Annotated in this window: 15 protein-coding genes and 1 riboswitch; of the genes, 9 read left to right on the top strand and 6 right to left on the bottom strand. The window is 50.4% G+C overall.

The window, feature by feature from the left end:
- The first annotated feature begins 21 nt into the window (after nucleotides 1-21).
- The 4 genes from POREN0001_RS03940 (at nucleotide 22) to porW (ending at nucleotide 6967) form a co-directional block, all read left to right on the top strand.
- Nucleotides 22-1374, top strand: a complete 1353-nt coding sequence (locus POREN0001_RS03940; protein ID WP_115321442.1) for a saccharopine dehydrogenase family protein — start codon at nucleotides 22-24, stop codon at nucleotides 1372-1374.
- Between the two features lie 69 nt (nucleotides 1375-1443).
- Complete coding sequence (locus tag POREN0001_RS03935; protein ID WP_004333198.1) at nucleotides 1444-3117, top strand: diphosphate--fructose-6-phosphate 1-phosphotransferase; 1674 nt, start codon at nucleotides 1444-1446, stop codon at nucleotides 3115-3117.
- 108 nt (nucleotides 3118-3225) lie between these two features.
- Nucleotides 3226-3681, top strand: coding sequence for a hypothetical protein (locus tag POREN0001_RS03930; protein ID WP_147286687.1), 456 nt, complete (start codon nucleotides 3226-3228; stop codon nucleotides 3679-3681).
- 16 nt (nucleotides 3682-3697) lie between these two features.
- Nucleotides 3698-6967 carry a type IX secretion system periplasmic lipoprotein PorW/SprE gene (gene porW / locus POREN0001_RS03925; protein ID WP_004333295.1) on the top strand — a complete coding sequence of 1090 codons (3270 nt, stop codon included), beginning with the start codon at nucleotides 3698-3700 and terminating at the stop codon, nucleotides 6965-6967.
- 110 nt (nucleotides 6968-7077) lie between these two features.
- On the opposite strand, the gene POREN0001_RS03920 is transcribed toward porW, so the two are convergent.
- Genes POREN0001_RS03920 through POREN0001_RS03910 form a run of 3 tightly spaced genes read right to left on the bottom strand, consistent with a single transcriptional unit; the run spans nucleotide 7078 to nucleotide 11051 of the window.
- The gene (locus tag POREN0001_RS03920) at nucleotides 7078-8064 is read right to left on the bottom strand and encodes a sirohydrochlorin cobaltochelatase (RefSeq protein WP_004333282.1); all 987 of its coding nucleotides are present in this window, start codon (nucleotides 8062-8064) and stop codon (nucleotides 7078-7080) included.
- Nucleotides 8061-8771, bottom strand: coding sequence for a precorrin-2 C(20)-methyltransferase (locus tag POREN0001_RS03915; protein ID WP_004333180.1), 711 nt, complete (start codon nucleotides 8769-8771; stop codon nucleotides 8061-8063). Before POREN0001_RS03915 ends, POREN0001_RS03920 begins: the two co-directional genes overlap by 4 nt.
- Nucleotides 8772-8786: 15 nt before the next feature.
- Complete coding sequence (locus POREN0001_RS03910; protein ID WP_224208853.1) at nucleotides 8787-11051, bottom strand: TonB-dependent receptor; 2265 nt, start codon at nucleotides 11049-11051, stop codon at nucleotides 8787-8789.
- A 161-nt stretch (nucleotides 11052-11212) separates the two neighbouring features.
- On the opposite strand from POREN0001_RS03910, the gene POREN0001_RS03905 reads away from it, so the two are divergent.
- Complete coding sequence (locus POREN0001_RS03905) at nucleotides 11213-12607, top strand: YihY/virulence factor BrkB family protein (protein WP_040580613.1); 1395 nt, start codon at nucleotides 11213-11215, stop codon at nucleotides 12605-12607.
- Nucleotides 12608-12822: 215 nt separating this feature from the next.
- Here POREN0001_RS03905 and POREN0001_RS09550 read toward each other — a convergent pair whose 3' ends face one another.
- The 3 genes from POREN0001_RS09550 to POREN0001_RS03890 form a co-directional block, all read right to left on the bottom strand.
- Nucleotides 12823-14139 (bottom strand): hypothetical protein, encoded by a 1317-nt coding sequence (locus POREN0001_RS09550; protein WP_004333169.1) that lies wholly within the window; start codon nucleotides 14137-14139, stop codon nucleotides 12823-12825.
- 23 nt (nucleotides 14140-14162) lie between these two features.
- Complete coding sequence (locus POREN0001_RS03895; RefSeq protein WP_004333314.1) at nucleotides 14163-16943, bottom strand: TonB-dependent receptor; 2781 nt, start codon at nucleotides 16941-16943, stop codon at nucleotides 14163-14165.
- Nucleotides 16944-17218: 275 nt separating this feature from the next.
- Entirely contained in the window at nucleotides 17219-18739 is a 1521-nt protein-coding gene (locus tag POREN0001_RS03890; RefSeq protein WP_004333272.1) for a tetratricopeptide repeat protein, read from the bottom strand.
- Between the two features lie 296 nt (nucleotides 18740-19035).
- Here POREN0001_RS03890 and POREN0001_RS03885 point away from each other — a divergent pair, with 296 nt between their 5' ends.
- The 4 genes from POREN0001_RS03885 to zupT all read left to right on the top strand — a co-directional run bounded on the left by POREN0001_RS03885 (nucleotide 19036) and on the right by zupT (nucleotide 22972).
- Complete coding sequence (locus tag POREN0001_RS03885) at nucleotides 19036-20064, top strand: glycosyltransferase family 2 protein (protein WP_004333226.1); 1029 nt, start codon at nucleotides 19036-19038, stop codon at nucleotides 20062-20064.
- 75 nt (nucleotides 20065-20139) lie between these two features.
- Nucleotides 20140-21201: an agmatine deiminase family protein gene (locus POREN0001_RS03880; protein ID WP_004333222.1), complete on the top strand. Its 1062-nt coding sequence runs from the start codon at nucleotides 20140-20142 to the stop codon at nucleotides 21199-21201.
- 5 nt (nucleotides 21202-21206) lie between these two features.
- Complete coding sequence (locus POREN0001_RS03875; protein WP_052296679.1) at nucleotides 21207-22121, top strand: carbon-nitrogen hydrolase; 915 nt, start codon at nucleotides 21207-21209, stop codon at nucleotides 22119-22121.
- Nucleotides 22122-22150: 29 nt separating this feature from the next.
- Nucleotides 22151-22972 (top strand): zinc transporter ZupT, encoded by an 822-nt coding sequence (gene zupT / locus POREN0001_RS03870; RefSeq protein ID WP_004333306.1) that lies wholly within the window; start codon nucleotides 22151-22153, stop codon nucleotides 22970-22972.
- A gap of 202 nt (nucleotides 22973-23174) precedes the next feature.
- Nucleotides 23175-23373: riboswitch (cobalamin riboswitch) on the top strand.
- Nucleotides 23374-23718: the final 345 nt, after the last annotated feature.

The following is a 23718-nucleotide window of genomic DNA, read 5'->3' as shown; positions in this document are numbered from 1 at the left end:
TTATATTATGCGGCACTTGACATGGGATTTCCTGTTCAAGTGCTGTTTGGGGTATGGAATATATCTCGGTATTGTGGGGTATGTTATTCAGAGGATAGTTCTTTTTCTCTATCTTTGTGGAGCATAAAAATAACAGAGCATAGAAAGCAAACAACTATAACTATGGCAAGAGTCTTGATAATTGGTGCCGGAGGCGTTGGCACCGTCGTAGCTAAGAAAGTGGCTATGAACCACGAGGTCTTTACCGATATAATGCTGGCAAGCCGTACCAAGAGCAAATGCGACAAGATTGCTAAGGAGATCGAAGAAACCCTTGGTGGTGTGAAGATACAAACGGCTTCGGTAGATGCCGATAAGGTGCCCGAGCTGTGTACTCTATTTCGCAGCTTTAAGCCCGACCTTGTAATAAATGTAGCTCTTCCCTACCAAGACCTTACCATTATGGATGCCTGCTTGGAGTGCGGAGTAAACTACCTTGATACCGCCAATTATGAACCTCTTGACGAGGCAAAGTATCAGTATAGCTGGCAGTGGGCCTATCGCGAACGATTCGAAAAGGCCGGCCTTACCGCTATCCTCGGATGTGGTTTCGACCCCGGGGTGACGAGCGTATTTACAGCCTATGCCGCTAAGCATCACTTCGACGAGATCCACTACCTCGATATTGTGGACTGCAACGGAGGGGATCATCACAAGGCATTTGCTACGAACTTTAATCCCGAGATCAATATCCGCGAGATTACCCAAAAGGGTAAGTACTACCTCAATGGTGTGTGGATAGAGACGGAGCCTCAAGAGATTCATCGTCCACTCCATTACCCCGGTATCGGTGTGCGTGAGAGCTACCTGCTCTACCACGAAGAGCTCGAGAGTTTGGTGCTTAACTTCCCCTCCATCAAGAGAGCACGCTTTTGGATGACCTTTGGTGAGGAGTATCTGACCCATTTGCGCGTAATCCAAAACATTGGTATGGGAAGCATCGAACCGATCAATTACAACGGTATGGAGATTGTGCCCATCCAATTCCTCAAAGCCGTGCTACCCAATCCTCAGGATCTCGGGAGCAACTACACGGGCGAGACCTCAATAGGTTGCCGTATCCGTGGAGTGAAGGATGGTAAGGAGCACACCTATTATATATGGAACAATTGTAGTCACCAAGCCGCTTTCCGTGAGACCGGGATGCAGGGCGTGAGCTATACAACGGGGGTACCTGCCACGGTGGGAGCCTTGATGTTCGCACGAGGGCTTTGGAATAAGCCCGGGGTGCACAACGTAGAGGAGTTCGATCCCGATCCATTCCTCGAAGAGGTGGCCAAGCAGGGTTTGCCATGGCACGAACATCTCGATGTAGATATTGAGTTTGAAGCCTAATATGTAGTCAAAGAGTGGGGTGCCCGGCATGATGCTAAGGTGCCCCACGTTGTTTTGAATCTTTGCCTTATGACCTATATTCGTCTTGATAAGTTGCGCGCTATCTATAAGCCTCAACTCCCCGAGGTGCTAGAGCACCCTACTAAACTTGATGTCTCTACCAATGCAGCGACTCCTGACGAGCGTATTGCGGCTCTTTTCCCTCATACGGCACAGCTCCCCGTAGTCTCTTTGGCAGAAGCTGGGGCAGAGGCAGAAGCTACCAGCCCTCTTACGGTGGGGGTTTTGCTCTCAGGGGGGCAAGCTCCCGGGGGGCATAATGTAATAGCCGGCATATTTGATGCCCTCAAGATGCATCATCCTGCCTCCATTCTCTATGGCTTTATCATGGGCCCCGGGGGGCTGCTCCGAGGCGAAGCTCGGGAGCTTACGGCAGACGTTATTAACTGCTACCGCAATACGGGTGGCTTCGATATGATTGGTTCTGACCGTACAAAACTTGAGACTAAGGAACAGTTTGAGCAGGTACTCCTCCATGCTCATCGCTTGGCTTTGGATGCTCTTGTGGTTATCGGTGGGGACGACTCCAATACCAATGCTGCCTTGCTTGCCGAGTACTGCCGAAGCGTAAACGACCCTCTCTGTGTGGTGGGCTGCCCCAAAACGATAGACGGCGACCTCAAAAATGGTTGGGTAGAGACGTCGTTTGGTTTCGATACTTGCGTTAAGGTTTATGCCGAGTTGGTGGGTAACATCCAGCGCGATTGCTACTCCTCGAAGAAGTATTGGCACTTTGTCAAACTCATGGGACGCTCGGCCTCCCACCTGACCTTGGAGTGCGCTCTTATGACCCAACCCACGGTGGCCATCATCAGTGAAGAGGTAGCCGCTCGAGGGCTTACCCTGGGAGACCTAGTGCGTCAGCTTGCGGATGTTATCGTGGATCGCTCACGGCGAGGTATGGACTTTGGCGTGGTGCTTATCCCTGAGGGATTGATAGAGTTCGTGCCCAAGGTACGTCGCCTCATTGCCTCGCTCAACCGGGTGTTGGCAGAGAATGGGCATAAGCTCCATCTTGTGAAGGAGAGTCAGATTATCAACTACATTGCCAGTAAACTCTCGGATGAAGACGAGGAGACTTTGCGCTCACTCCCCGAGGAGGTGGCTCGCCAGCTTGCCCTAGAGCGAGACCCCCATGGTAATGTACAAGTGTCGCGTATTGAGACGGAATCTCTCATTGTCACTCTCTTGGGGCAAGAGCTGGAGAAGCGTCGCTCACAGGGCGAGTTTGAGGGGAACCCCTCTCCTCTGACCCATTTCTTTGGGTACGAGGGTCGTTGTTCCATGCCCTCCAATTTCGATGCCTCTTACTGTTATGCTCTTGGCCGTACCGCTGTTGCTCTTGCAAAGGAGGGCTGCTCCGGATACATGGCTACGGTGGGCAATTTGGTTCATCCCCCAAAAGAGTGGATACCTAGAGGGATCCCCCTTACTGAGATGCTGACCATAGAGGAGCGAAATGGTGTGGACAAACCGGTTATCGCCAAGGCGTTGGTAGATATAGAGGGGGCTCCATTCCGCTACTTCCGCGACCACCGCAAGGAGTGGGCAGAGGGGATTGCCTTCCGTTATCCCGGCCCCATTCAGTACTTTGGCCCCTCTGCTGTGTGTGATGCCACAACCATCACGCTACGCCTAGAGCACGCCCTAGAGCCGGAAGAAGATATCGAGACTATTTGGTAATTCGTCTATTTGTATCTCGCCCCTCTCTCGGAGAAGTAGTATTCTTTCCCTCACCCGACATCGGGGTAGAGGTCTCTATTATCGTAGCTCAATCGCTATCTTTGCTCTATGATGTCAACTAAATTATTGGGCATCCTCTTGGGGGTTGCTCTGCTCATTTGGATAATCTTTCGCTGGGGGCGGCGCCACGGCGCGATGGATGAGCACAAAAAAGATATAGCTAAGGGGCTGGATTCTTGGGGGCAATCGGGCGAGAAGTGCTCTGTTTGCACCTGTGGCGAGGGCTCCTGTAGCAAAGAAAAGGCGGCGCCGAAGATTGATTATTACGACGACGAAGAGCTAGACCGCTTTGCCTCTCGGTCGCATGGCGATTACACCCCCGAGGAGGTGGAAGAATTCCGTAGCGTACTCGTTACACTCTTGCCCGAGGATGTGGCCGGCTGGATGCAGAGCCTTAGCCGTCGCTCCATAGCCCTCCCGCAGTCCCTTTTGGGCGAGGCCGAGGAGCGTTTGAGAGCTGCTTCGGAAAAAATGGAGGCGACTTCCCAACCGCCGATTCGCTAAAATACCGTTGTTTCGTATGCGCCGTGCTTCGTTTGTCTCCGTAGTTTGCTTGTGCTTAGCCCTCTTTTTGGGGAGTTGCTCGGTGCGGCGCAATAATGCTTCAACCCGCTTTTACCATAATCTGACTACGCGCTACAATGTCTATTTTCATGGCAAAAATGCTTTTGACGAGACCTATAATAGTTTTGTGGCGAGTTACTCCGAGAGTTATTCTCGGCAAATATTCCTTGACCCGATAGAGGCACAGCGGGGGGCGCTTAAGGAGCAAAAAGGAGGGGCGTTTGACCCGGCTTTGGCCAAAGGGCAGACGGCTATTAAACTCCACAGCATCCGCACAAAACCGGAACGAAAGGGGAGACCCTCAGCCCGCGAAGCCGAGTTTTACAAGCGTCGCGAATACAATACCTTTTTGCATAATGCTTGGCTCCTTGTGGGGAAATCGCAGTTTTACAATGGCGACTTCCTTGATGCCATGGCCACCTTCTCGTACATGTCTCGCCTCTACGCCACGGAGCCAGCCATCCGAGACGAGGCACGTCTCTGGCAGGCGCGCAGCTATACCGCTATGGGCTGGCTGCATGAGGCGGAGGAGATGATTAGGACATTACAAACAGACGCTTCGTATCTCAGAAAAAGTCAGGTCTACGACAAGACCTTGGCAGAGGTAGCTCTCTCTAAGGAGCGAATTGACGAAGCTATTGAGCCTCTGTGGCGTGCTATTGCTAAGGAAGAGAGCCGAACAGAAAAGTTGCGTATGCGTTACCTCTTGGGGCAGTTGCTTGTGCAATCGGGGCGTCCTGGTGAGGCACAAAAGGTCTTCCGCTCCCTATTGAGCAAGGCTCCGCCCTTTGCTTTGGAGTTTGCTACGCAGCTCCGCTTGGTAGAGATAGAGGCGGAGAGGAATGTGCGTAGGGCTATCACGACAACGGAAAAGATGGCACGTCGTGGGCACAACAAGGAGGTATTAGATCGCCTTTACCTTACACAGGGAGATTTATACCTAAGGCAATTGGATTCTCTCTCGGCACTAAAGTCTTATAACCTGGGGGTAGAGAAGAGTACGGAGCATGGGGGAGACTTTGCCCTATGTGCCGTGGCAGCCGGTCAGATATACCTGGCAAAGCGAGATTGGGACGAGGCGCAAAAAAGTTTTGCTACCGGGGTGGCAGCTCTCCCCAAGTCGCACCCAAAGAGCGAAGAATATACCACGCTCTCTAAGCAACTTGATGCCTTGGCACTCCATGTGCGTGCCGTGGCAGAGCAGGATAGTCTGCGCCATCTTGCCTCTCTCCCCGAGGTGGAAAAACTCCGCATTATAGATAGTGCCATTGCCGCTTATGAGAAGGCGCAACGAGAGCGAGAGCGTGATGAGCGGATGGCTGCTCGGCAAGAAGAACAAGATGCTATCAACGAGCAACTCGGTAGTAACACCCCATCAGGGGTATCTAAAACTCCGGATCAGGGGATGCCTACTTCGGGTGAATTTTATTTCTACAATCCCCAGCTCATTGCTCGTGGAAAAGCTCAATTCAAACAGAAGTGGGGCAATCGCACGTTGGAAGACAATTGGCGCCGCCGTCAGAAGAGCGTGATGCCCTCGGCCTCCTCGCCTGCTTTTGAGTCGCAGCCCACTCCGGAGCAAGCCGATTCGCTAGCTTCGGATACTACCGCCTCTCCTTCGGGGGCTCCCCAGGACTTACCGCCCAGCCAAGACCCAACCAAGCGAGAGTATTATTTGACTCAGCTACCTACTACGCCCGAGGAGCTTGCGGCCAGCGACGTTATTATCCAAAATGGACTCCTAGGGATGGCTCAAGTATTCCAAGAAGAGATGGAGCTTTTTGACGAAGCTACGTATGCTCTAGAGGAGTTGCTCCGCCGCTATCCTAATTATGAAGAGCGTTTGGGCGTTTACTATCAGCTCTATATGCTACTAGAGCGCCGTGGCTTGACAAGTGAAGCTCAGGCTTGGCGAAGAAAAATATTGGCAGAGTTTGCCGAAGAGCCATTGGCTAAGGCGGTGGCTTCTCCGCACTATCTTGAGCAACTCCGCACGGCTCAAGAGCAAGAGGAGAGGCTCTACAACGAGGCCTTTGCTGCCTATTTGAGTGGTAATCCTATGGCGGTGAGAGCTTCTGCTACGGAGCTACATACAGAATATCCGCTCTCGCCTTTGATGCCTAAGATGGACTTCCTCAAAGCCCTCTCTTATGTACTAGAGGGAGAGGAAATCGCCTTTAAGCAGGCTTTGGAACAGCTCCTGAAAGAGTACCAACGCGACGAGGTGTTGGAGCTGGCTCAGCAGATGTTGCGAGAGCTGACAGGCGGTAGAAGCATTAGCAAGGGAGGCTACTCCGGACTCAATTACGAGTTGTCGTTTGCAGGGGATGGTGAGTCGGTGCCGGATTCTCTCTACACCTATCGCTTGCCGCTTTTGCGCTCTCCGCATAGTGTGGTATTGCTTTGTGCCGATGCAAATGTGGAGTATCATTCGCTCCTTTTTGCACTTACTTCATTCAATTTCTCACGCTATACCGATCTTCCTCTAGAGGTCTCTCTGGAGCGACTTTCGCCCATCCAAAGAGTGACTATCAGCGGCTTCACTTCCGAGCGGGATGCTTGGAACTACGTATGCGATGCCTATAGTCCCGAGGGGTATATGCCTGTCTTGCCGGGCGATGCCCTCCTCTTTGCCATGGATCAGACGAGCTATAAAGCACTTCTCTCCGGAGCTTCTTTGGGGCATTATTTCGACTTCCTTGCCGATAGCATTGCCCCCCGTCAGGCAGCGGTTGCCTTGGCACTGAGTCGCTACGAAGAGATTGCAAAGGCTCGTGAAGAAGCCGCTGTAGCCCCTGCCAAAGCGATCGAAACACCCCAAGTGACTGCACCCGTAGAAGCAGAGAAAGCACCCGAGCCCAAACCCGAACCCAAAGAAGAGGAAACGCCTATTTACCAAGTAAATGAAACCGCTCCCATCTCCTACGAAGATGTAGAGAAGGCAGCACGTGAGCGCAAGCAGCGTGAGCGCGAAGAGGCAAAGGCCAAAAAGAAGAAAGAAGAAGAGGTCAAACGGCAGCGAGAAGAGGAGCGGCGTGCCAAAGCTGCAGAGCGCAAGCAACGAGCGGAAGAGCTCAAGAAAAAGCAGGAAGAGGAGCGACGTGCCAAAGAGGCTGAGCGCAAACAGCGGGCGGAAGAGCTCAAGAAAAAGCGAGAGGCGGAGCAACAAGCCAAAGCCAACGAGCGTAAACAGCAACAGATAGAGCGCAAGAGTGTAGTGCGCTAATGGCCGAGCTTCTTCATACCTACCTCCATCGGGATATAAAAAAGGCTTCTACTTATCCGAAAAGTAGAAGCCTTTTTGCTGATAACGAGAGAGGGAATAGCAGAGAGGTGTTATCGCTTGCGAGTGATTTGCTTCTCTAGCTGTCTCTCTAAAAATTGTACGACCTCGGGCATCTCAATAAGTCCTATAAGTCGGCAATCTTCTTTGCTGCATTGGTACCCTGCTTTTACTAGTTCTGCGCGCCAGCTCTTCGCCTCGGGCGTATCTTCGTCGCCCCCTCGCATATCGTTGTGGGCGTGATCTCCGGCAATGGTCATGAGAGGGATGCAGATCACTCTGCCCCCTTTTATTCCCTTTTTTTGCATTCGTGCGATGGTATCTTCTAGTAGATTCCCCTCGGTGTCAATGGTCGCAACAAAGCAGCGTGGAGCCTGTTTTTGCAATTCTTGCTCGAATAGAAGATGTATCTCTTCTCGCCCTCCAATATCGTATTTCTTGGGAGTCCCATGTCCCATAAAGAGTAGAGTAGCTCCAGACTTTAGTTCACGCTCATAGCTTTTGCAGAGTATCTTGGCTACCTCGGGAGCGTGGTCGAGTAGTGGCCCTTGTAGTGCAACATCTATAGATGGATGCGCTTGAGTAAAAGTATTTACCTCTTGTGCGAGATCGAGATATTCTTTGCCTTGGGCTACATGTAGAGATTGCACTACTATAGAGGTGTAGCCCGCTTGTGCCAGAGCCGCGAGCCAAGTGTGTGGGGAATAGAAGTCGCCCAGTCCCTTTTGTTGGCAACGTTGGATGCACATCCCCGAGGTAAAGGCGAGGTATACGTCTTGCGGAGCATTTTTCCCCGTGGAGGCGGAGTTAAAAGTGCGAGTTAACTCTCTTTGTAGGGCATTGTAGGCATTGTGTGCCTCTTGCCACGTGCTACCAAAAGCGACGAGGAGGATGGCTTGACTTCCCTGCCGTAGGGAGGTGATTTTTTGTGCTAGCTTGGCTTGTTTTTCCTTTTCTTGGCTGATTCTTTTTGAAGCACAAGCCTGCAATAAAAAGATTCCTGCCCAGAGAATGAATAGGTAGTGGCTGATACGTTTCATCGGTTTGTACGGGATTGATGCGATTTGCAGATAAGTAGGGAAAAATAGGTAAAGGGATGCGCTTGTATCGCCTCTAGCTCATGGAGGTAGAGGGCGTTGGGGCGTTCGATAAACTCACAATAGTAGTATTGGATGTAGGGCGCAAAGTGGGGCATAAGGGCTTTTAGCTCGGCCTCGCATTGCGATAGCTTCATAACGATAAGGGTGCCGCCCCCATCGGCTACACTCTGTAGTAGCTCCCGAGAGACTTTGCCCGGGGAGACAACCAACATTTCGTTCCCCTCTACGAGAGAAATGTTGAGGGCAGAAGCTGCTGCAATAAACGAGGGGATGCCTGCATGATGCCGTATAGAGATGCCTCTCTCCTCCAGTTGGGTAGCAATATAGTGGGTGGAGGAATAAATGCTCACATCGCCCTCTGCCACAACGGCAATAGAGTGCTCTTGCTGCGCCAGCTCCGTTACCTCTTGGGCCACTTGGGCGTATGCCTTAAGGGCTGCTTCTCTATTGTGGCTCATGGGTAGGGTATATCCTCTTAGCTTTTCGCTAGAGATCCCGAGTTGTACTAATAACTCTCGGGCTTGACTTTTGCCTCCCATTTCAGGGTAATACACGTACTGCACGGCATGCAACGCAGCAAGCGCACGTGCCGTTACAAGGTGAGTACCCCCGGGCCCCAAGGCTACAAACTCTACGACAGAAGCCATGTTGCCCCTCTCTAATTAGCGGCGATAGTGGAGCGTTAGACTCACGTAGGGAGAACGCCCCGGCTGTAGGCTGGCATAGGGTTTAGAGGTGTTCCAGGGGCGAGCATCACGCCAGTCCAAAATGTTTTCTACTCCGGCTCCCAAGGTTATTTTGTAGTCTCCCAACGTAAAGTCGTGGGTTGTTACAAAATCGAGTAGGTGGAAAGAGGGCGAGTAGTAGTCGTAGGTTGCGGAGTAGCGTTCGCCTTGACCATAGGCCAAGACCCCGAGTTTGAGATCGTATAGCCCCCAAGAGTGCCCCCAATTGAGGCGAGCATTGCCGAGTATCCCCACACTCTTATCAAGTTGGATAGGATCGGGATGAGGGTTCTTTTTCGTGGCCATGGGTGTAATGTTTTTGCCATCGAGTAGGGAGAGAGAGCCGGCAAAGTCGAAGCCTGCCCCTAAGTAGGCGTGGGCAGATAGGTTGAGCCCTAATACTCTGGCTCGGTCGATATTGTCGCGCATTTGCACCTCGTCATACTCTTTGAGGTAGGGAGCTGCCTCTTCTTTGGTGAGTGTACGGTAATTGATCATATGCGAGATATGATTGAAAAATGCCGTTGCCGAGAGCGAAAAACGACGATGTAGATACTCTAGATTTACCGAGAGGTTGTGGCTTTCTTCGGGCTTTAGGTTGATGTTTCCTAGGGTTAGACGATTGCTGCTTTGAGCCACTTCCGAAGAATAGATCTGTTGGAGCGTAGGAGCCTTGAAGCCCGTAGAGTAGGAGACCCTACCACGCAATCCTCCGCTTACGCCCATGATGGATAGCGAGGGGGATAGGTGGCTGTGGAATGTTTCGTTGAAGGAATAGCGCAGCCCTGCCACTAGCTCTAGCCCGGGTGCGATGGTCCATTCGTCTTGAGCGAAAGCCGAGGCGGTGTAGGTGCTTTTGTGGTCGTAGGAGTCGGTAGCACTGCTGAGAGCATCATTAAGGTACTCCAAACCGGTGCTGAGTTTGTTGTTGCGACTCAGTTTGAATACCCCGGACACATCCCCCTTGTAGTACTGTATTCTCTTGCGTTCTAAGCGGTCGCCTTGCTTATTTTTCTTGGTGTCTTTGAGGTAGATGAAGCTGGAGCTGTAATTGTCCGCAGCAAAGTTTGCCGTAACAAAAAGGCGCGGAGAGATGATGTATTGCATACCGGCACCATAGGCATAGGCGCGGTGGTTTACATTGTAATCGTAGCCTTCGATAGGACGCCTACTCATGTTGTCGTAGAAACTTCCCTCCGCCCTAAAGGTGAGATTGGTAAGGGGGGAATAGGAGAAACGTTGCTGAACGAGATGATTCCCATAGCCTAGAGAGGCTTGTTTCATCGTGGGTTCTTCTTTTACCTTTTTGGTCTTCTTGTCCACAATTTCTGCTAAGGGCGATAGTTGCCAATTGCGGGCTTGGCGGTAGAGGTATGAGGTACCGGAGGTGAGTTTCCCGAGGTTAAGATCGAGGGTGACAGCCTCGCTTATACGCTGATGGTTACTTATTCGGGTAGTGGAGGATACCTCTATTCCATTTTTATCGTCGTCGGTAATGATGTTTACCACGCCGCCTACAGCATCGCTCCCATAGAGGAGAGAGGCCGAGCTATTCAAGATCTCTATACGCTTGACATTAGCCATATTGATGCGTTGTATAGCATCGTCGGAGATCATCCGCTGCCCATTGAGTAGGAAGAGTATATAGCCGCTTTTGAGTCCGTTGAGCGAGACTTCGGTACCCATGGCGTTGCCGGAGAAGGAGAAGGACGAGGAGAGTTTGGAGAGAGCCTCCTCGAGGGTGGAGATATGCGCTGAGGAGAGATCTCGTGCGGTAATCACCTGTACGGGGATGGGAGTCTCTGCCATACGTCTGTGTGTGCCGGTACTTGTTACCACCACTTGCGCCAATTGCCGATTCTCTTCTACCATACCGATGTGTACGTTTGAGGTAGTTTGGGCAAATGTGGCGTGCTCAGATCGGTAGCCAATGGCGGAGAAGCGAAGAGTTTGTTCGCCATCGGGGAGATTTTTGAGGATGAACTCTCCTCTCGCATTACTCGTGGCTCCCTTCAGGCTGTGGTCTACACGGATGGTAACACCGGGGATCGGCTGACCCGTAGCTTTGTCGGTAACCTTACCGCTAATGGTGATTTGCGCTTGTAGGTTGAGCGCAGAGGCGAGGAGGAAAAGTGAGAAGAATATTCTCTGTAAAGTAGTTTGGTTCATAATCTGTACAACGTCATTATAGCGGGGTCTCATCCCTGTATCTTAGTTGGGCAGAGCCGGAAATCCAAGTCGGAGAGGCACTTTCTTCAAATGCCTCTTGCCTTATTCCGTTTGCTCTTTGACGGGACAAAGGTAGCATTTTGCTGCGCTATTATTACTATCTTTGGTCGGTCTAAAGACGAAAAGTATTCTGTATGGCAAAGAAAAATAAGGTGAGAAGATGGGTTCGCGTAAGTCGAGTGCTTCTCGTTGACTTCATGGATTTTGTGTCGAGAGACATGTGGCATATTGAGACATCTGAGGTGGTGGGTTTCCGTCGTATCTACATCAATTCGCTCAAGTCCCTATACATGGCAATAAAGGGTTTTGTGCAGGGCGACCTCACGAGCAAAGCCTCTGCGCTCACTTATAGTACGGTACTTGCCATTGTGCCGATGCTTGCCGTCTTGGTGGGGATTGCCAAAGGCTTTGGGGTACAAGATGCAATTTCGGACTTCCTTATAGAGACGCTTCCCACTCATACTGCAGAGATCTCCAAGTCGTTGGGCTTTGTCGAGAATTATTTGTCGCAAGTAAAGGGGGGACTCTTTTTGGGGATTGGTCTTGTCTTTTTGCTCTATACGGTCTTCAATCTTCTCTCCACTATTGAGAATGCTTTCAATCGCATTTGGGAGACCACCAAGGGGCGAACCTTCAAAGACAAGGTGACGAGTTACTTTACCATGATCTTCCTTTTGCCCGTCCTGATCGTGCTATCTTCGGGTATTACCATCGCCATGACTACCATCAAGAATACCTTTATGAAGGATTTCTTCCTCCTCGGTAGTATGACCACGTTCCTCATCAATTTGGTGCCTTTTGTCCTCACCGTCTTCTCGTTTGTGGCCATATTTATGGCGCTGCCCAACGTGAAGGTGCGCTTCGTGCCGGCCCTCATCTCCGGTACTTTGGCGGGAGTTGCCTTTCAGGGGTTCCAGATGCTTTACATCGGAGGGATGCTGTGGATCTCGAGGTATAACGCCATCTACGGGGGATTTGCCGCCTTCCCGCTATTGCTCCTCTGGATGCAACTGACCTGGATTATCACGCTCTTTTGTGCCAAACTCTGCTACGCGATACAGAATGTGAATAAGTTCACCTACGAAAAGGAGGTAACTAAGGTCTCGCGTCGCTATACGGACTTCCTTACCGTGCTTATCATGGCACATATTGTGCAACGCTTTGTAGATCCCAAAAGCCAAGAACCCTATACTGTGGAGCAATTAGCGGACCAATGCCACATCCCCGTGAAGCTTACTACTATGATTGTACGGCAACTCTTGGCTCTCAACCTTATTGTGGAGGTGAAGTACACCAAGCAATCGCGAACGGGCAACTACTATCCTGCGGTAGACCCTGAGACGCTCACCGTGGGCTCTCTTATTGCGCGACTTGACAGCGTTGGGAGCGAAAACTTCAAAGTCGATCGCCGGAAATATGCCCGAGAGTGGGAGCTAACCCTAGCCTCTAGAGCTTCCCTCCAAGAGGAGTCTACCCATGTTTTACTCAAGCATCTACCCTTAGGGCGTGAGAATCTCCGCCCTATATAAAACTCCCTCTTGCCCTAAAATGCAAAAGAAATAGCCTAGTTTCTGAGAAGAAACTAGGCTGTTTTTGTATCAGAACTAACTGATTTCTGATCAATCCAATCTATTGTATCCCATTCCGTCAGGGAGTTCCCACATACGGGGCGATTGCCGATATAGGTAACCGCTCCACGAGATTATAAATACTGACGGCCCATAGTGATTTTTCAATATGTACCTTAGAAAATGTATTGTATTCCTGCCTGATATCCCACATAAAGCTGTTGTCGCAAGGATGCTGTCTGCTTTTCCCATATTGATTTGGAAGAGAACAACCCTTCATCGCCTACACTCCTAGACTGCAGATAATTGAGACTGAGACCACCAGAAAGCCCCAAATGTTGCCCTATTCGAATTGATGGAAGTAGTGCATAGCCAGCCTTGAAAGTACTACTTCTTGAAAACCCGATATTCTGTATTGTCACTTCATTGTTTATTCTCAGCCACGAATAGCAATTGAGATGTAACCCTAAGCCGGCAATGGTAGTTAGGGTCTTTTCATGAGCCTTGTAGTTATAACCCAATCCGATAATCCCATAAGTAAATCTGCTTCCTGTACGCAATGAAATAGCAGTTGTTCCTATTTCATCGTGTTGTATGGTTAAAGCGTATTCCCCATTTTTGATAAGGTTGAGAAGCCCTATCGGATAGTCGCTTTCTTCCGCGATGTTGATTAAAGAGGCAAATTGAACTCCTGAAACCTTTTTTGCAAAATTCACTACTCCAGAGAATTGAGAACCGATAACCTCGTTTCCCATATTTAGGATACCGGAGAATTGAACACCATCATAATGGGTTTTCGAGATATTAGCCATTCCTGCAAGTGAAACCCCTGCTCCCTTATTACCGATATAGTTGCATAATCCGGCCCACTGTATTCCTTGGGCATCATTTCGTATTATGTTGGCCAATCCTGAAAAAGTAAAAGCTCTCTCGTTCATCGAAAGTCCAACCAGAGTATTAAAGGAAATGGTGTTGGTATATTCTTTAGCTTCCAATCCATTTGTACTTATTGGAGGGAAAACTCCGAGTTGTACAAAAGAGGATTTCCCCTCAATAGACTGTGCATATCCGGGAGTTATGGACGCAGTAATAAAAACAAGAGATGATAATACTATTTGTATAACCTGTTTCATATTCGGTATTCTCCGTTGTTTTCCCTCTTGAAGTCGGAGAATTTCACTCACAGGAGAGATTGCTTGAACTGACAATGCAAATGTACTTGATTTATTTGGAAAAGATACCGAGCGATTGTGAGATTGCATGGTATCTTTTGGGCGACTAGCAAGGGGCGAACATCCAAGAACATTTTTATGAAGGATTTCTTCCTGCCTGGGGGTTCGTTGCTCCTTTGCTTGTAACCTGACTATTCCTGCATCAGACTCACATTGGAATCTGTTGTTTCCCTTCCTGAAGTTGTGGTTTTCCACACTTGGAAACCTTTCTTTCCACGTTTGGAAAGCTAGTTTTCCAAAGGAGGAAAGTTGGCTTTCCATACTTGGAAAAAGGTAGAGTGTAATTAGCGTGGAGGAGGACCGCCGAAGTGACGCTCCCCGAAGTCGCTGCGAGAGCTTCCCTTACCAAAGCTACTGAAGCGGTAGATAAAGTGTACCATAAAGTACCGACCCAGCACATTGGTACGGCTGTCGGTTGCATTGAGGGCAGTCACCTCGCGAGAGATACCGGTCTCACTATTCAGGAGGTCGTAGCCCTTGAGGCGGATGGTTGCCGCCTTGTTTTTGAGGAAGCTATAGGAGAGAGCTGTATTCCATAGCCACGAGTCCTTTTTATATCCCGTTCCGTAGCCTTGGTTGGTTTGGTAGAGGATGTCGCTCTCAAGCTTTAGCCCGAAGGGCAGGTCGTAGGAGCCTTCGAGAGCCGACTCGTAGTCCCACGCCGTGCGTTTGGCTTGGCTGCTGAGTGAGTTAAGGGCCGTATTGAAGGAGAGCCCGCCTCGCAGGCGAAGGTAGAGATTGCCCTTGGCAAAGGAGAGAGCAAGCGAGGGGCTTACGCTCCAGTTGTCACTCTTATTGAGTTGCTCCGTGCTTGTTGCGGCATCGACGATATAGCTATTTTGATGATTGAACATACCGCGAAGCCCGGCATTGAGGGTCAGCAAGGAGGAGAAAAAGGGCATGGAGCTCATCCCAAATAATCGTACGGAGCTATTGCCATCTACATTGCGATAGCTAATGTGCTGCTGCCCGGTCGTGTTGTCGTAACGAACTACAGAGGCTATGCCGTTGAGCTCGTAATTCGCTTCCATAAAGAGGTTGATGGCAACGCGTGTAGTGGGGTTGAAGCTACGGAAGAAGGAGTGTATTTGGTGCGTGAATGAGGGTTTGAGGCCGCTATTCCCCTCGGTGATGCGAAGTAGGTCAGTGGGGTCTACCGTGGGGATCATATAGGAAACACTCGGCATCTCCGTGCTCCCTCTATAATCGAGTCGCCACATCGTTTGCCTGTTGGGCTGGAGGTTGATGCGGAGATTGGGCACGAAAAAGAGTTGCCGATTGACCCAAGACCGGGTGAGGTATTGGGTGGTCATCTTGCCGGGCTCGAGCCCCAGACCTGCCGTTATATCGAAGCCACTGGTGCGGAATTGCAGGTTGAGAGACCCTCTATAGGCATCGAGTTTGCTGGTAAATTTAGAGGAGTATTGAGGGTCGAGTAGGGTGTATTGGCCCGATGCGTCGGGGGTGAACACTTGGCGGTTTCCCTCACGTGTATTGTGCTTCCACTCGCCTAGTACTTGCAAAAAGAGGCGAGAGGTAAGAGGCTCTACGTAAGATAGGCGTAGCGTGGTAGAGAGGGTGTGGCTGTCGTCTTGTTGTAGCAAGTCTCTATTTTGATTGATGCCGCTGCCTGCCCCGAGCCCGGAGAAGGAGGCGAGGTAGTTGCCTTCGCTCTGATTGCCGTTGTATCTCGTGCGAATGCCTAGGCTCAAGACACGTCCTTTTCTGCTTAGGCGACGGCTTACATCTAGGTCACCCCCTAGCGAAAGGAAGTCGCTTGAGGCGTTGTATTGCGTCTGAGCCGTGCTGATGGGGTTCGCTTGATCTTCCCACGTAGAGGTTGTATTGTACCCCAATTCGTAGTTCTTATTCCACCAGACGGAGGGGCGGAAGACGAGCTCTGTGAGGGAGTCTATCTTATAGGTAAGGCGTAGTTGAGAGCCCAGTCCATGTGTAAAGGAGCGGAGGTCTTGCTTCTCTTGAGAGAAGAGACTTGCCGCATTGGTGCGGAATTGTTCCGTAAGTTTTTCGCTCAGGGCAACGCGGTCTGTGTAGCCATAGCGTCCGTTGCCTTCTAGGTCGAGGTTAGATAGCAAACTCCATGCAATGTCTCCGGCTACAGAAGAGGAGGTGGCAATCCCCTGCTGAGGTCTGCCGCGGCGTCGGAATCCACCCCCTCCGTCGGTGTCGAGTTCTCCGGAGCCGCGGTCGTTGGTGTTGTTGCTCCCGGCAATGAATGTGAGGCGGTTCTTTCCCGAGAAGTTGTTGATGGTGGCATTGGCTTCGTAGCGGTTGTTCGTTCCATATCCGGCGAAAAGATTGCCAAATAATCCCGTTTTGTGGGAAGCTTTGAAGGTGAGGTTTAGTACCGTCTCTTCGTCTCCATCATCGAAGCCCGTCATGCGAGATTGCTCGCTAGAGCGGTCTAGTAGTTCGAGTTTATCTACGACTTCGGCAGGGAGGTTCTTGGTGGCTACTTTGGTGTCTCCGGAGAAAAACTCCTTGCCCTCTACAAGTATCTTGTCTACACTCTTTCCGTTGATGGTAATACTCCCTGAGGAGCTAACCTCTGCACCGGGGATTCGCTTGATGAGGTCTTCGAGCATAGCTCCTTGCCCCACGTGGTAGGCATCGGCATTGAAAACCACCGTGTCGCCCTTGATGGTCATATCCGCGGCGCGCCTCTCTACAGTCACGGTATTGAGGAGCTGGCTATCCTCTTCGAGAACAATGCGGAGACTGCCCGAGTAGGGAATCTTGAGTATGGTTGTGTATTCTTTATAGCCCACGAAGGATACACGTAAGGCGTAACTCCCCGGGGAGAGATTGCGGAGTCGGAAATTCCCTTTGGCATCGGTAGTGCTACCGGTTACCTGCTTCCCTTGCTGGGTAAATAGCACGGCATTCCCCCCTACGATAGTCTCTTGCCGGGTGTCGAGCACCGTGCCCGAGAGGGTGTACGTTTGGGTCTGAGCGACTAGGGGAAGGCTGAAGAATAGGGTAGTGGCTAGTGCAACGAAAAAACGTTGCAGATGGTTTGTTATGGTTCTGGGGCTATCTATCATCTTTTTCTTCTCTTTCGTTACGAGGCATTTGCGTTCAAAACCTCTACAGAACTAGAGATGAAAAACGATTCTCGAGGTTTAATTCCCCCTTTCCCCTTGTGCATTCGGGGCCGACGCATAATAGCGCAAAATTTGCACATCCCCCTCAAGTACCCCAAGAAAGAAACTAGGCTACTGCACCCCATACGGGGTTTCCCATCTAAATTCGTAAGAGAAGAGAACGCTCTAGAAGAAATACAACGTGATTAAACATGAGGTCCAAAACTATGCGACAATCACCCTTTGGCGAGTTTCTCTATGGCACTTAGTAGCTTTCGGGCTTTAGGATGCTCGGGGTATTTACCTAGGATCGCCTTTGCCTCCTCAAGATCCTCCTTCGGCTTTCCCAGTAGGTAAAAGCCCATCACAAGTATTCTAGCATGGTCAATTTCGTAGGCTCTGGGATGGCGATTCGCTAGTTTTTGGTAAATGTCATGTGCCTCTAGGTAAGTCTTCTCGGCATCCTCTTTCTTCTCTAGTCTTAGATAAAGGATCGTAAGGTTCTGTTGTGTCACCGCTACATCTGGAAGGTATGCTCTCGGATTCTGCTGGGCCAACTTTCGACGTATCTGTAGCGCCTCTTCCTGGTAATCTTGGGCTTTCTTTAGGTCGTTGGTGTCGCGGAGTAAGACGCCCAAGTTATTTAGGGATGCCGCTACATCTGGGAGGTATGCTTCTGGATTCTGCTGGGCTAACTCTCGGTGTATCTGTAGCGCCTCCTCGTAGTAATCTTGGGCTTTCTTTAGGTCGTTGGTATCGCTGAGTAAGACGCCCAAGTTATTTAGGGATGCCGCTACCTTTGGGAGGTATGCCTCTGGATTCTTTTCCATCAACTCTCGACGTATTTGTAGCGCCTCCTCGTAGTGGTGTCTTGCTTTCTCAAAGTCATTGAGGCTTTGGAGTAAGTAAGCATACTCGAAGTGATGCTCAACAGTCGGGGATAGCTCGATTAGACGCTCGTAGAAGCTACGAGCCTCCCCAAAGGAGAACTGGATTTGAGCCGCCTCAATCAGTTCCTTGAGGACTCTGACCTCGTTCTGCTGCTCTCGGGTCTTGAACTCTTCGTAAACAGTTGTCAGGCTCTGCTCGCTCTCTCCCGTCAGTACCTTCTTGATCTCGTCTAGGGTGTCGGCAAGATAGCTGTCTCCAGCCTCCCTTAGTCGCTTGATTTCTTCGGTGATCTTACTGGTGTGCTCGAAGAGAAATCGGACAAACTCTGCAACCAGGCATTTCGCACCCTCCGAGTGGATGCGTCCGTTGCTGAGCATCCCCTCAAGTGCCAGCTCTGTAGGTTCTAGTCCTTGCTCTAGAGGGAGTTCTTTGAGGAGCGCTCGGATGTACTGTGGGGCCATGTTGAGTCCTTCCATTCGACTCATCAAGCCTTGTATCGACTCTTGTGTCTTGCCGTGTTCTCGAAGATTCTGCTCCTCGATTTTTGCCTGCTTGTCCGCTCTGTCCATCATCAGGGAGTTGTGTGCTGCAGCTTGCTCGCTCAACCTTTTCTTGAAGCAGACGATAAATGCTTGGGTATCCGCATCAAGACTTTCGTAGCTCGTTGGGTTTTGGAGATACTTCTTCGATGCCTCCCTTAGGCGGAGTTTGTCACTAGAGGACGGGGTGTGCTTAGACCAATCAGCAAGTGCGAGTTGAAAGGCTTCCTCAAAGCCATCATTGACCGCTGAGGTGTAGAGTTTCTTGACTTGGCGCCAGACGTACCCTACTGGTTTGAGGGCATATTCTATTATAGTTAAATCCATTGTGTGATAGTGGAGCTATAAGGGTTAAACGTTTCAAAGGTAATAAAATTTCCCCTAATTTAAGGAGCGATGGCAATAAATCTATTGCGTGTACATTCCCCACCATCCCGTCTTTTATGCAAATCGAAGGGGGTAAACAGCGATCAATCGACCTTGCCCCAAGAGCTCGAGAATAGCTCCCCGAAGCAAGGTCTATAGACGATTATGCGTCAGCCCTGCTTGTGCATTCTTTATGGAGTACATCTACTAGTAAAGTGTACCTTTGTGCCCAAGAATAGATTGTGTAGAGTACCCCTATGGCTGTTATATCCTTGATTATCCCGGTGTATAATGTGGAGCGTTATTTAGCACGCTGCCTTGATAGTGTACTCAATCAGACCTATACTGATTGGGAAGCTATCTGCGTGAATGATGGAAGTCCCGATGGCAGCAGGGCTATTCTTGGCGCGTATCAAGCAAAGGATGCTCGCATTAAGATTGTGGATAAAGAGAATGGAGGGCTCTCCGATGCACGTAACAAGGGACTAGAGCAAGCCCGTGGGGAGTATGTGGTATTCCTCGATTCGGACGACTTCATTCACCCCCAGACCTTAGAGTTTAGCTTGGCTCTTGCCAAAGCCAATGGGAGCAATATTGTAACGTGGTACAAAGATCCCTACTACCGACTCACCACCATCCTGAGGAGAAAGTTGGGCTTTGATGTGGATAAAAAGCTGCCCAAGAGCTATTATAAACGCTACCAACTTGAGAATGTAAATCAGCTCACAACGTCGGATGTTTTTGCCCATTTTACGGAGCAATCGCACTCTAATATCAAGATGCCTCTCAAGCACTTCTATGTGTGGCGGTTCCTAATCCGTAGAGAGCTACTGACCGACTTCCAGTTCATCAAGGGGATCACTTTTGAGGATTTCCCTTGGACAAGCGAACTCATGCTCCGCAACAAAGGGCGCGTCACCATCACCTCCCTACCTTTTTATTACTACTATCCCAACGAGGGCTCGATAGACCTCTCCACCAAGCGAGCACGCAAGATAAACGATTGGATAACCGGCCTAGAGCATGCCTACAAACTCTACGAGGCCGAAGCCGAGGAGAGCCAACGCGTCCGATGGCAACGCCAATGTATGTGGGTAGTTATCCGGGGGAGGATAGAGCGGCATTTGAAAGAGATACAAGAGGAAGATTTGTGTGGTTCTCTTGCTCGGCGTCTGCAGTCCGTTGTAGAATTAGGCTGTCTAGATCATCCTTTCGATGCTCGCTCCAAGGCCTGTAAAGAGCGTATTCTTTCCTTCGTAGAGCAGCATCTCCCACCCTCGCAATAGCAAGGTAGTCTGCTGGATTATTGGGCTATAATGCCTAATTTCGTGCTAGAAAAATAAGTCGATATAGACCGCTATATGCACAGAGCCTCCCTATCACAAGGATTGTGCCCCGAGTGGGCGCCCCAAGATGCCGTACTTATCACTTGGCCTCATGCTGCTAGCGATTGGTGTGAAATCCTCCCCGAGGTCGAAGCCAATTACCTAGCTATGGCTACAGCTATCCTTCGCTATGAACCGTTGGTGGTTGTCCTCCCCGAGGGGCAAGAGATAGGTCATTTGTTTCCCTCCGATTTAAGAGCAAGACTTGTGGAGATTCACCTCCCGAGTAACGACACATGGGCTAGAGATTATGCTCCACTTTGCTGCCTTATGGAGGGGAAGAAGCGAGTTGTAGACTTCCGTTTCAATGGATGGGGGCTTAAGTTTGCCTCAAACTACGATAATATGATCTCCAGACGTCTTCATGCTATGGGCTTCTTTGCCAAGGATGCGGAGTGGTGCGATGAGCAAATGATTGTGCTGGAGGGCGGTTCGATAGATGCCAATAGTAGAGGCGAGATGGTAACTACTCGTCGTTGCCTTACAGAGCCTAATAGAAATATATTCCCCGAGCAAGAGGCGGCTTTGAATAGCCTGCTTTTGTCCACTTTGGGGGCGCAGAAGGTCATATATATAGAGCATGGAGCAATTGAGGGAGACGATACGGATGGGCATGTAGATACACTTGTTCGCTTTATCAATGATGATACACTGGTATATGTTGCCCCTACCGATCCCAATTCGATTAATTACCACGAGTTGAAGGCGATGGAGGAGGAGCTTTTGCAGCACGAAGAGATAAAAGAGCGTGGCTATAGGCTGCTGGCCCTGCCCGATGTGGGTACTCTTCGCGACGAAGAGGGCGATCCGCTCCCTGCTACGTATGCCAACTTTTTGTTCGTTAATGGAGCTCTGCTTGTTCCCACCTACGGTGTACCTCAAGACGAAGAGGCTTTGGAGATTTTGCGAAGAGCCTTGCCCGAGCGAGAGATTGTGGGGGTCAATTGTCGCACCCTTACCCGTCAGCATGGTAGTTTGCACTGCGCTACAATGCAGTTTCCCCGTGGTTTTATTGCCTCGGAGTACCTCCCCAAATAAGCCCCATGAGCAAGACTAAAAAGAGAAATCACGTGAATACGTTAAAGATAGGAATCATACAGCAAGCCAATACGGCCGATCGTGCCGCTAACAAGCAACGCTTGGCGCAGAAGATAGAGGAGCTATCGAAGAATGGCGCCCAACTGATTGTGTTACAAGAGTTGCACAACGGGCTTTACTTTTGCCAGACAGAGGAGGTCTCCGTTTTCGATCAGGCCGAGTCTATCCCCGGTGAGAGTACAGAGTATTTTGGGGCTGTGGCTCGTCAGTATGGTGTGGTATTGGTGCTATCGCTTTTTGAGCGTCGTATGGCTGGTTTGTACCACAATACGGCGGTGGTTATCGAGAAAGATGGCTCTATTGCAGGCAAATATCGTAAGATGCATATCCCCGACGATCCTGCCTATTACGAGAAGTATTATTTCACTCCCGGGGACTTAGGGTTCACCCCGATAGATACCTCTGTGGGTCGCTTAGGGGTCTTGGTTTGTTGGGATCAGTGGTATCCCGAAGCTGCTCGGGCTATGGCTCTACGTGGAGCCGATCTCTTGATTTACCCTACCGCCATTGGCACAGAGAGTAGCGATACGCCCGAAGAGCAAGAGCGCCAGCGTGAGGCGTGGTGTACCGTACAGCGAGGGCATGCCATCGCCAACAACCTACCCGTAGTCTCTGTGAACCGTGTTGGCCACGAGGCGGATCCCTCGGGTCGCACGGGCGGAATCAGCTTCTGGGGATATAGCTTTGTGGCAGGGCAGCAGGGCGAGATCTTGGCACAACTGGGCCGTGAGGAGGCGACCGCTTTGGTGGAGGTCGATCTTGATCGCACGGAGCAGGTGCGCCGCTGGTGGCCTTTCTTCCGCGATCGGCGGATCGATGCTTTTGGTACGCTTACTCGGCGTTGTGCCGATGAGCCCTAACGATGAGCCCTTGTATCCTGGTTTTGAGTATGCTTGATCATCAAGTCCTTTTTGCCTTTTTCCTGACGCTCCTTGCCGGTATTGCTACCGGTATTGGTAGTACCATTGCTTTCTTTTCTAAGCGGACAAACACTACCTTTTTGTGCGTCTCTCTTGGCTTCTCGGCAGGGGTGATGATGTATGTCTCTTTTGTGGAGATGTTCCCTACTTCGCTGGAGATGTTCCAAAAACTTTACCCGGCACGCCTAGCCGCTCTTTACACAGCTCTCTCCTTTTTTGGAGGAATCCTATTTATAGCCCTTATTGACAAATTGATCCCCCAGCGCGAGAATCCGCACGAAATGCACGGGATGGAGGAGCTCCCCTCCAAGTCGCACGGGAAGGAACGCAACGTATCGGAGCGTAAGTTGCTGCGTGTTGGGCTTTTTACCGCCCTCATATTGGTGATTCATAATTTCCCCGAGGGGATGGTGACTTTCCTCTCCGGGATGCAAGATTATCGGGTGGCTTTGCCCATCGCTTTTGCTATTGCTATCCACAATATCCCCGAAGGTATATCCGTCTCTGTGCCCATCTTTTATGCCACGGGCAATAGAAAACGCGCTTTTTGGCTCTCATTCCTCTCGGGTCTTGCAGAACCTCTTGGCGCCATTGTTGGGTATCTGTTGTTGGCTCCGTTCCTAACCGATAATACTTTTGGGATTATTTTTGCCGCCATTGCCGGTATCATGGTGTATATATCTTTGGACGAATTGCTCCCTGCGGCAGAGGAGTATGGAAAGCACCACCAAGCCATATATGGCCTCATTGCAGGGATGGCTGTGATGGCAGCAAGTCTGCTTATTTTGTAATCATACTCTCAATTCGATTCCCTATTTGGGAAAAGAAGATTTTATTCTCTCGGGCAAAAATGGGGATAATAAGAGGATAGGACGGGGAGATTCTGAGAGTTTTGTATGAACTCCAGCATCTCTAGGAGGAGAAGAGGGTGCAAATGGACTTGGCAAAACAAAAAAGAAGTGCTAACTTTGCAGGAGTTATGGTGAAGGCATTACTAAGCAGTGGAGCGAAGGCTCCCTCATGGTCATGCGTTTGAAAAGGGAATTCGGTGTAAATCCGAGACTGTCCCCACAGCTGTAACCTCGGTTTGAAGCCGGGCGGCAGTAGGTCACTTAGCGAAGTGCAAACAAGGCTTGGGAAGACGCTGTCTCGGAGAGGAAGTCAGAAGACCTGCCATAGCTCGTTTGTGAGACAAACCCGCTTATTCCGGGGGAATAGGAGACGGTGGGTGATAAAGAAGGGAGGGGCTTTTGCCAAAATGGATAGCTCCTTCGAGCATTGCAAGGTGCAAAAAAAATGTGTGCTTTGGCTCTAGTCGGATCTCCGTGTAGGGTACATGGGGTGGTGCTGGAGCACGATAAGTACTCGCGTATTGACGTGCCTTCGTGAAGTGTGCTTCCCCTCATACCAAACACTGCCTGCTAATGACGGCTCCCGCTTGGCGACGAGAAAGAGAATGTGTGCGCTTGTCTCGATACGCAAAGTAGGGGGCTTTTCTCTTTTTGGGAAACGGGTTTTCTCTTCCTTCTTCCTAAAG

The sequence above is a fragment of the Porphyromonas endodontalis ATCC 35406 genome (assembly GCF_000174815.1).
GTDB lineage: Bacteria > Bacteroidota > Bacteroidia > Bacteroidales > Porphyromonadaceae > Porphyromonas > Porphyromonas endodontalis.
The sequence above is the reverse complement of the archived record's forward strand: the minus strand, read 5'-3'. Positions and strand labels throughout refer to the sequence as shown.

What these genes read in the sequence shown, in the direction of transcription:
- POREN0001_RS03940 (WP_115321442.1), top strand. Translation starts at nt 22, where the DNA reads ATGGGATTTCCTGTTCAAGTGCTGTTTGGGGTATGGAATATATCTCGG.
- POREN0001_RS03935 (WP_004333198.1), top strand. Translation starts at nt 1,444, where the DNA reads ATGACCTATATTCGTCTTGATAAGTTGCGCGCTATCTATAAGCCTCAA.
- POREN0001_RS03930 (WP_147286687.1), top strand. Translation starts at nt 3,226, where the DNA reads ATGATGTCAACTAAATTATTGGGCATCCTCTTGGGGGTTGCTCTGCTC.
- porW (WP_004333295.1), top strand. Translation starts at nt 3,698, where the DNA reads ATGCGCCGTGCTTCGTTTGTCTCCGTAGTTTGCTTGTGCTTAGCCCTC.
- POREN0001_RS03920 (WP_004333282.1), bottom strand. Translation starts at nt 8,064, where the DNA reads ATGAAACGTATCAGCCACTACCTATTCATTCTCTGGGCAGGAATCTTT.
- POREN0001_RS03915 (WP_004333180.1), bottom strand. Translation starts at nt 8,771, where the DNA reads ATGGCTTCTGTCGTAGAGTTTGTAGCCTTGGGGCCCGGGGGTACTCAC.
- POREN0001_RS03910 (WP_224208853.1), bottom strand. Translation starts at nt 11,051, where the DNA reads ATGAGACCCCGCTATAATGACGTTGTACAGATTATGAACCAAACTACT.
- POREN0001_RS03905 (WP_040580613.1), top strand. Translation starts at nt 11,213, where the DNA reads ATGGCAAAGAAAAATAAGGTGAGAAGATGGGTTCGCGTAAGTCGAGTG.
- POREN0001_RS09550 (WP_004333169.1), bottom strand. Translation starts at nt 14,139, where the DNA reads ATGGAAAGCCAACTTTCCTCCTTTGGAAAACTAGCTTTCCAAACGTGG.
- POREN0001_RS03895 (WP_004333314.1), bottom strand. Translation starts at nt 16,943, where the DNA reads ATGATAGATAGCCCCAGAACCATAACAAACCATCTGCAACGTTTTTTC.
- POREN0001_RS03890 (WP_004333272.1), bottom strand. Translation starts at nt 18,739, where the DNA reads ATGGATTTAACTATAATAGAATATGCCCTCAAACCAGTAGGGTACGTC.
- POREN0001_RS03885 (WP_004333226.1), top strand. Translation starts at nt 19,036, where the DNA reads ATGGCTGTTATATCCTTGATTATCCCGGTGTATAATGTGGAGCGTTAT.
- POREN0001_RS03880 (WP_004333222.1), top strand. Translation starts at nt 20,140, where the DNA reads ATGCACAGAGCCTCCCTATCACAAGGATTGTGCCCCGAGTGGGCGCCC.
- POREN0001_RS03875 (WP_052296679.1), top strand. Translation starts at nt 21,207, where the DNA reads ATGAGCAAGACTAAAAAGAGAAATCACGTGAATACGTTAAAGATAGGA.
- zupT (WP_004333306.1), top strand. Translation starts at nt 22,151, where the DNA reads ATGCTTGATCATCAAGTCCTTTTTGCCTTTTTCCTGACGCTCCTTGCC.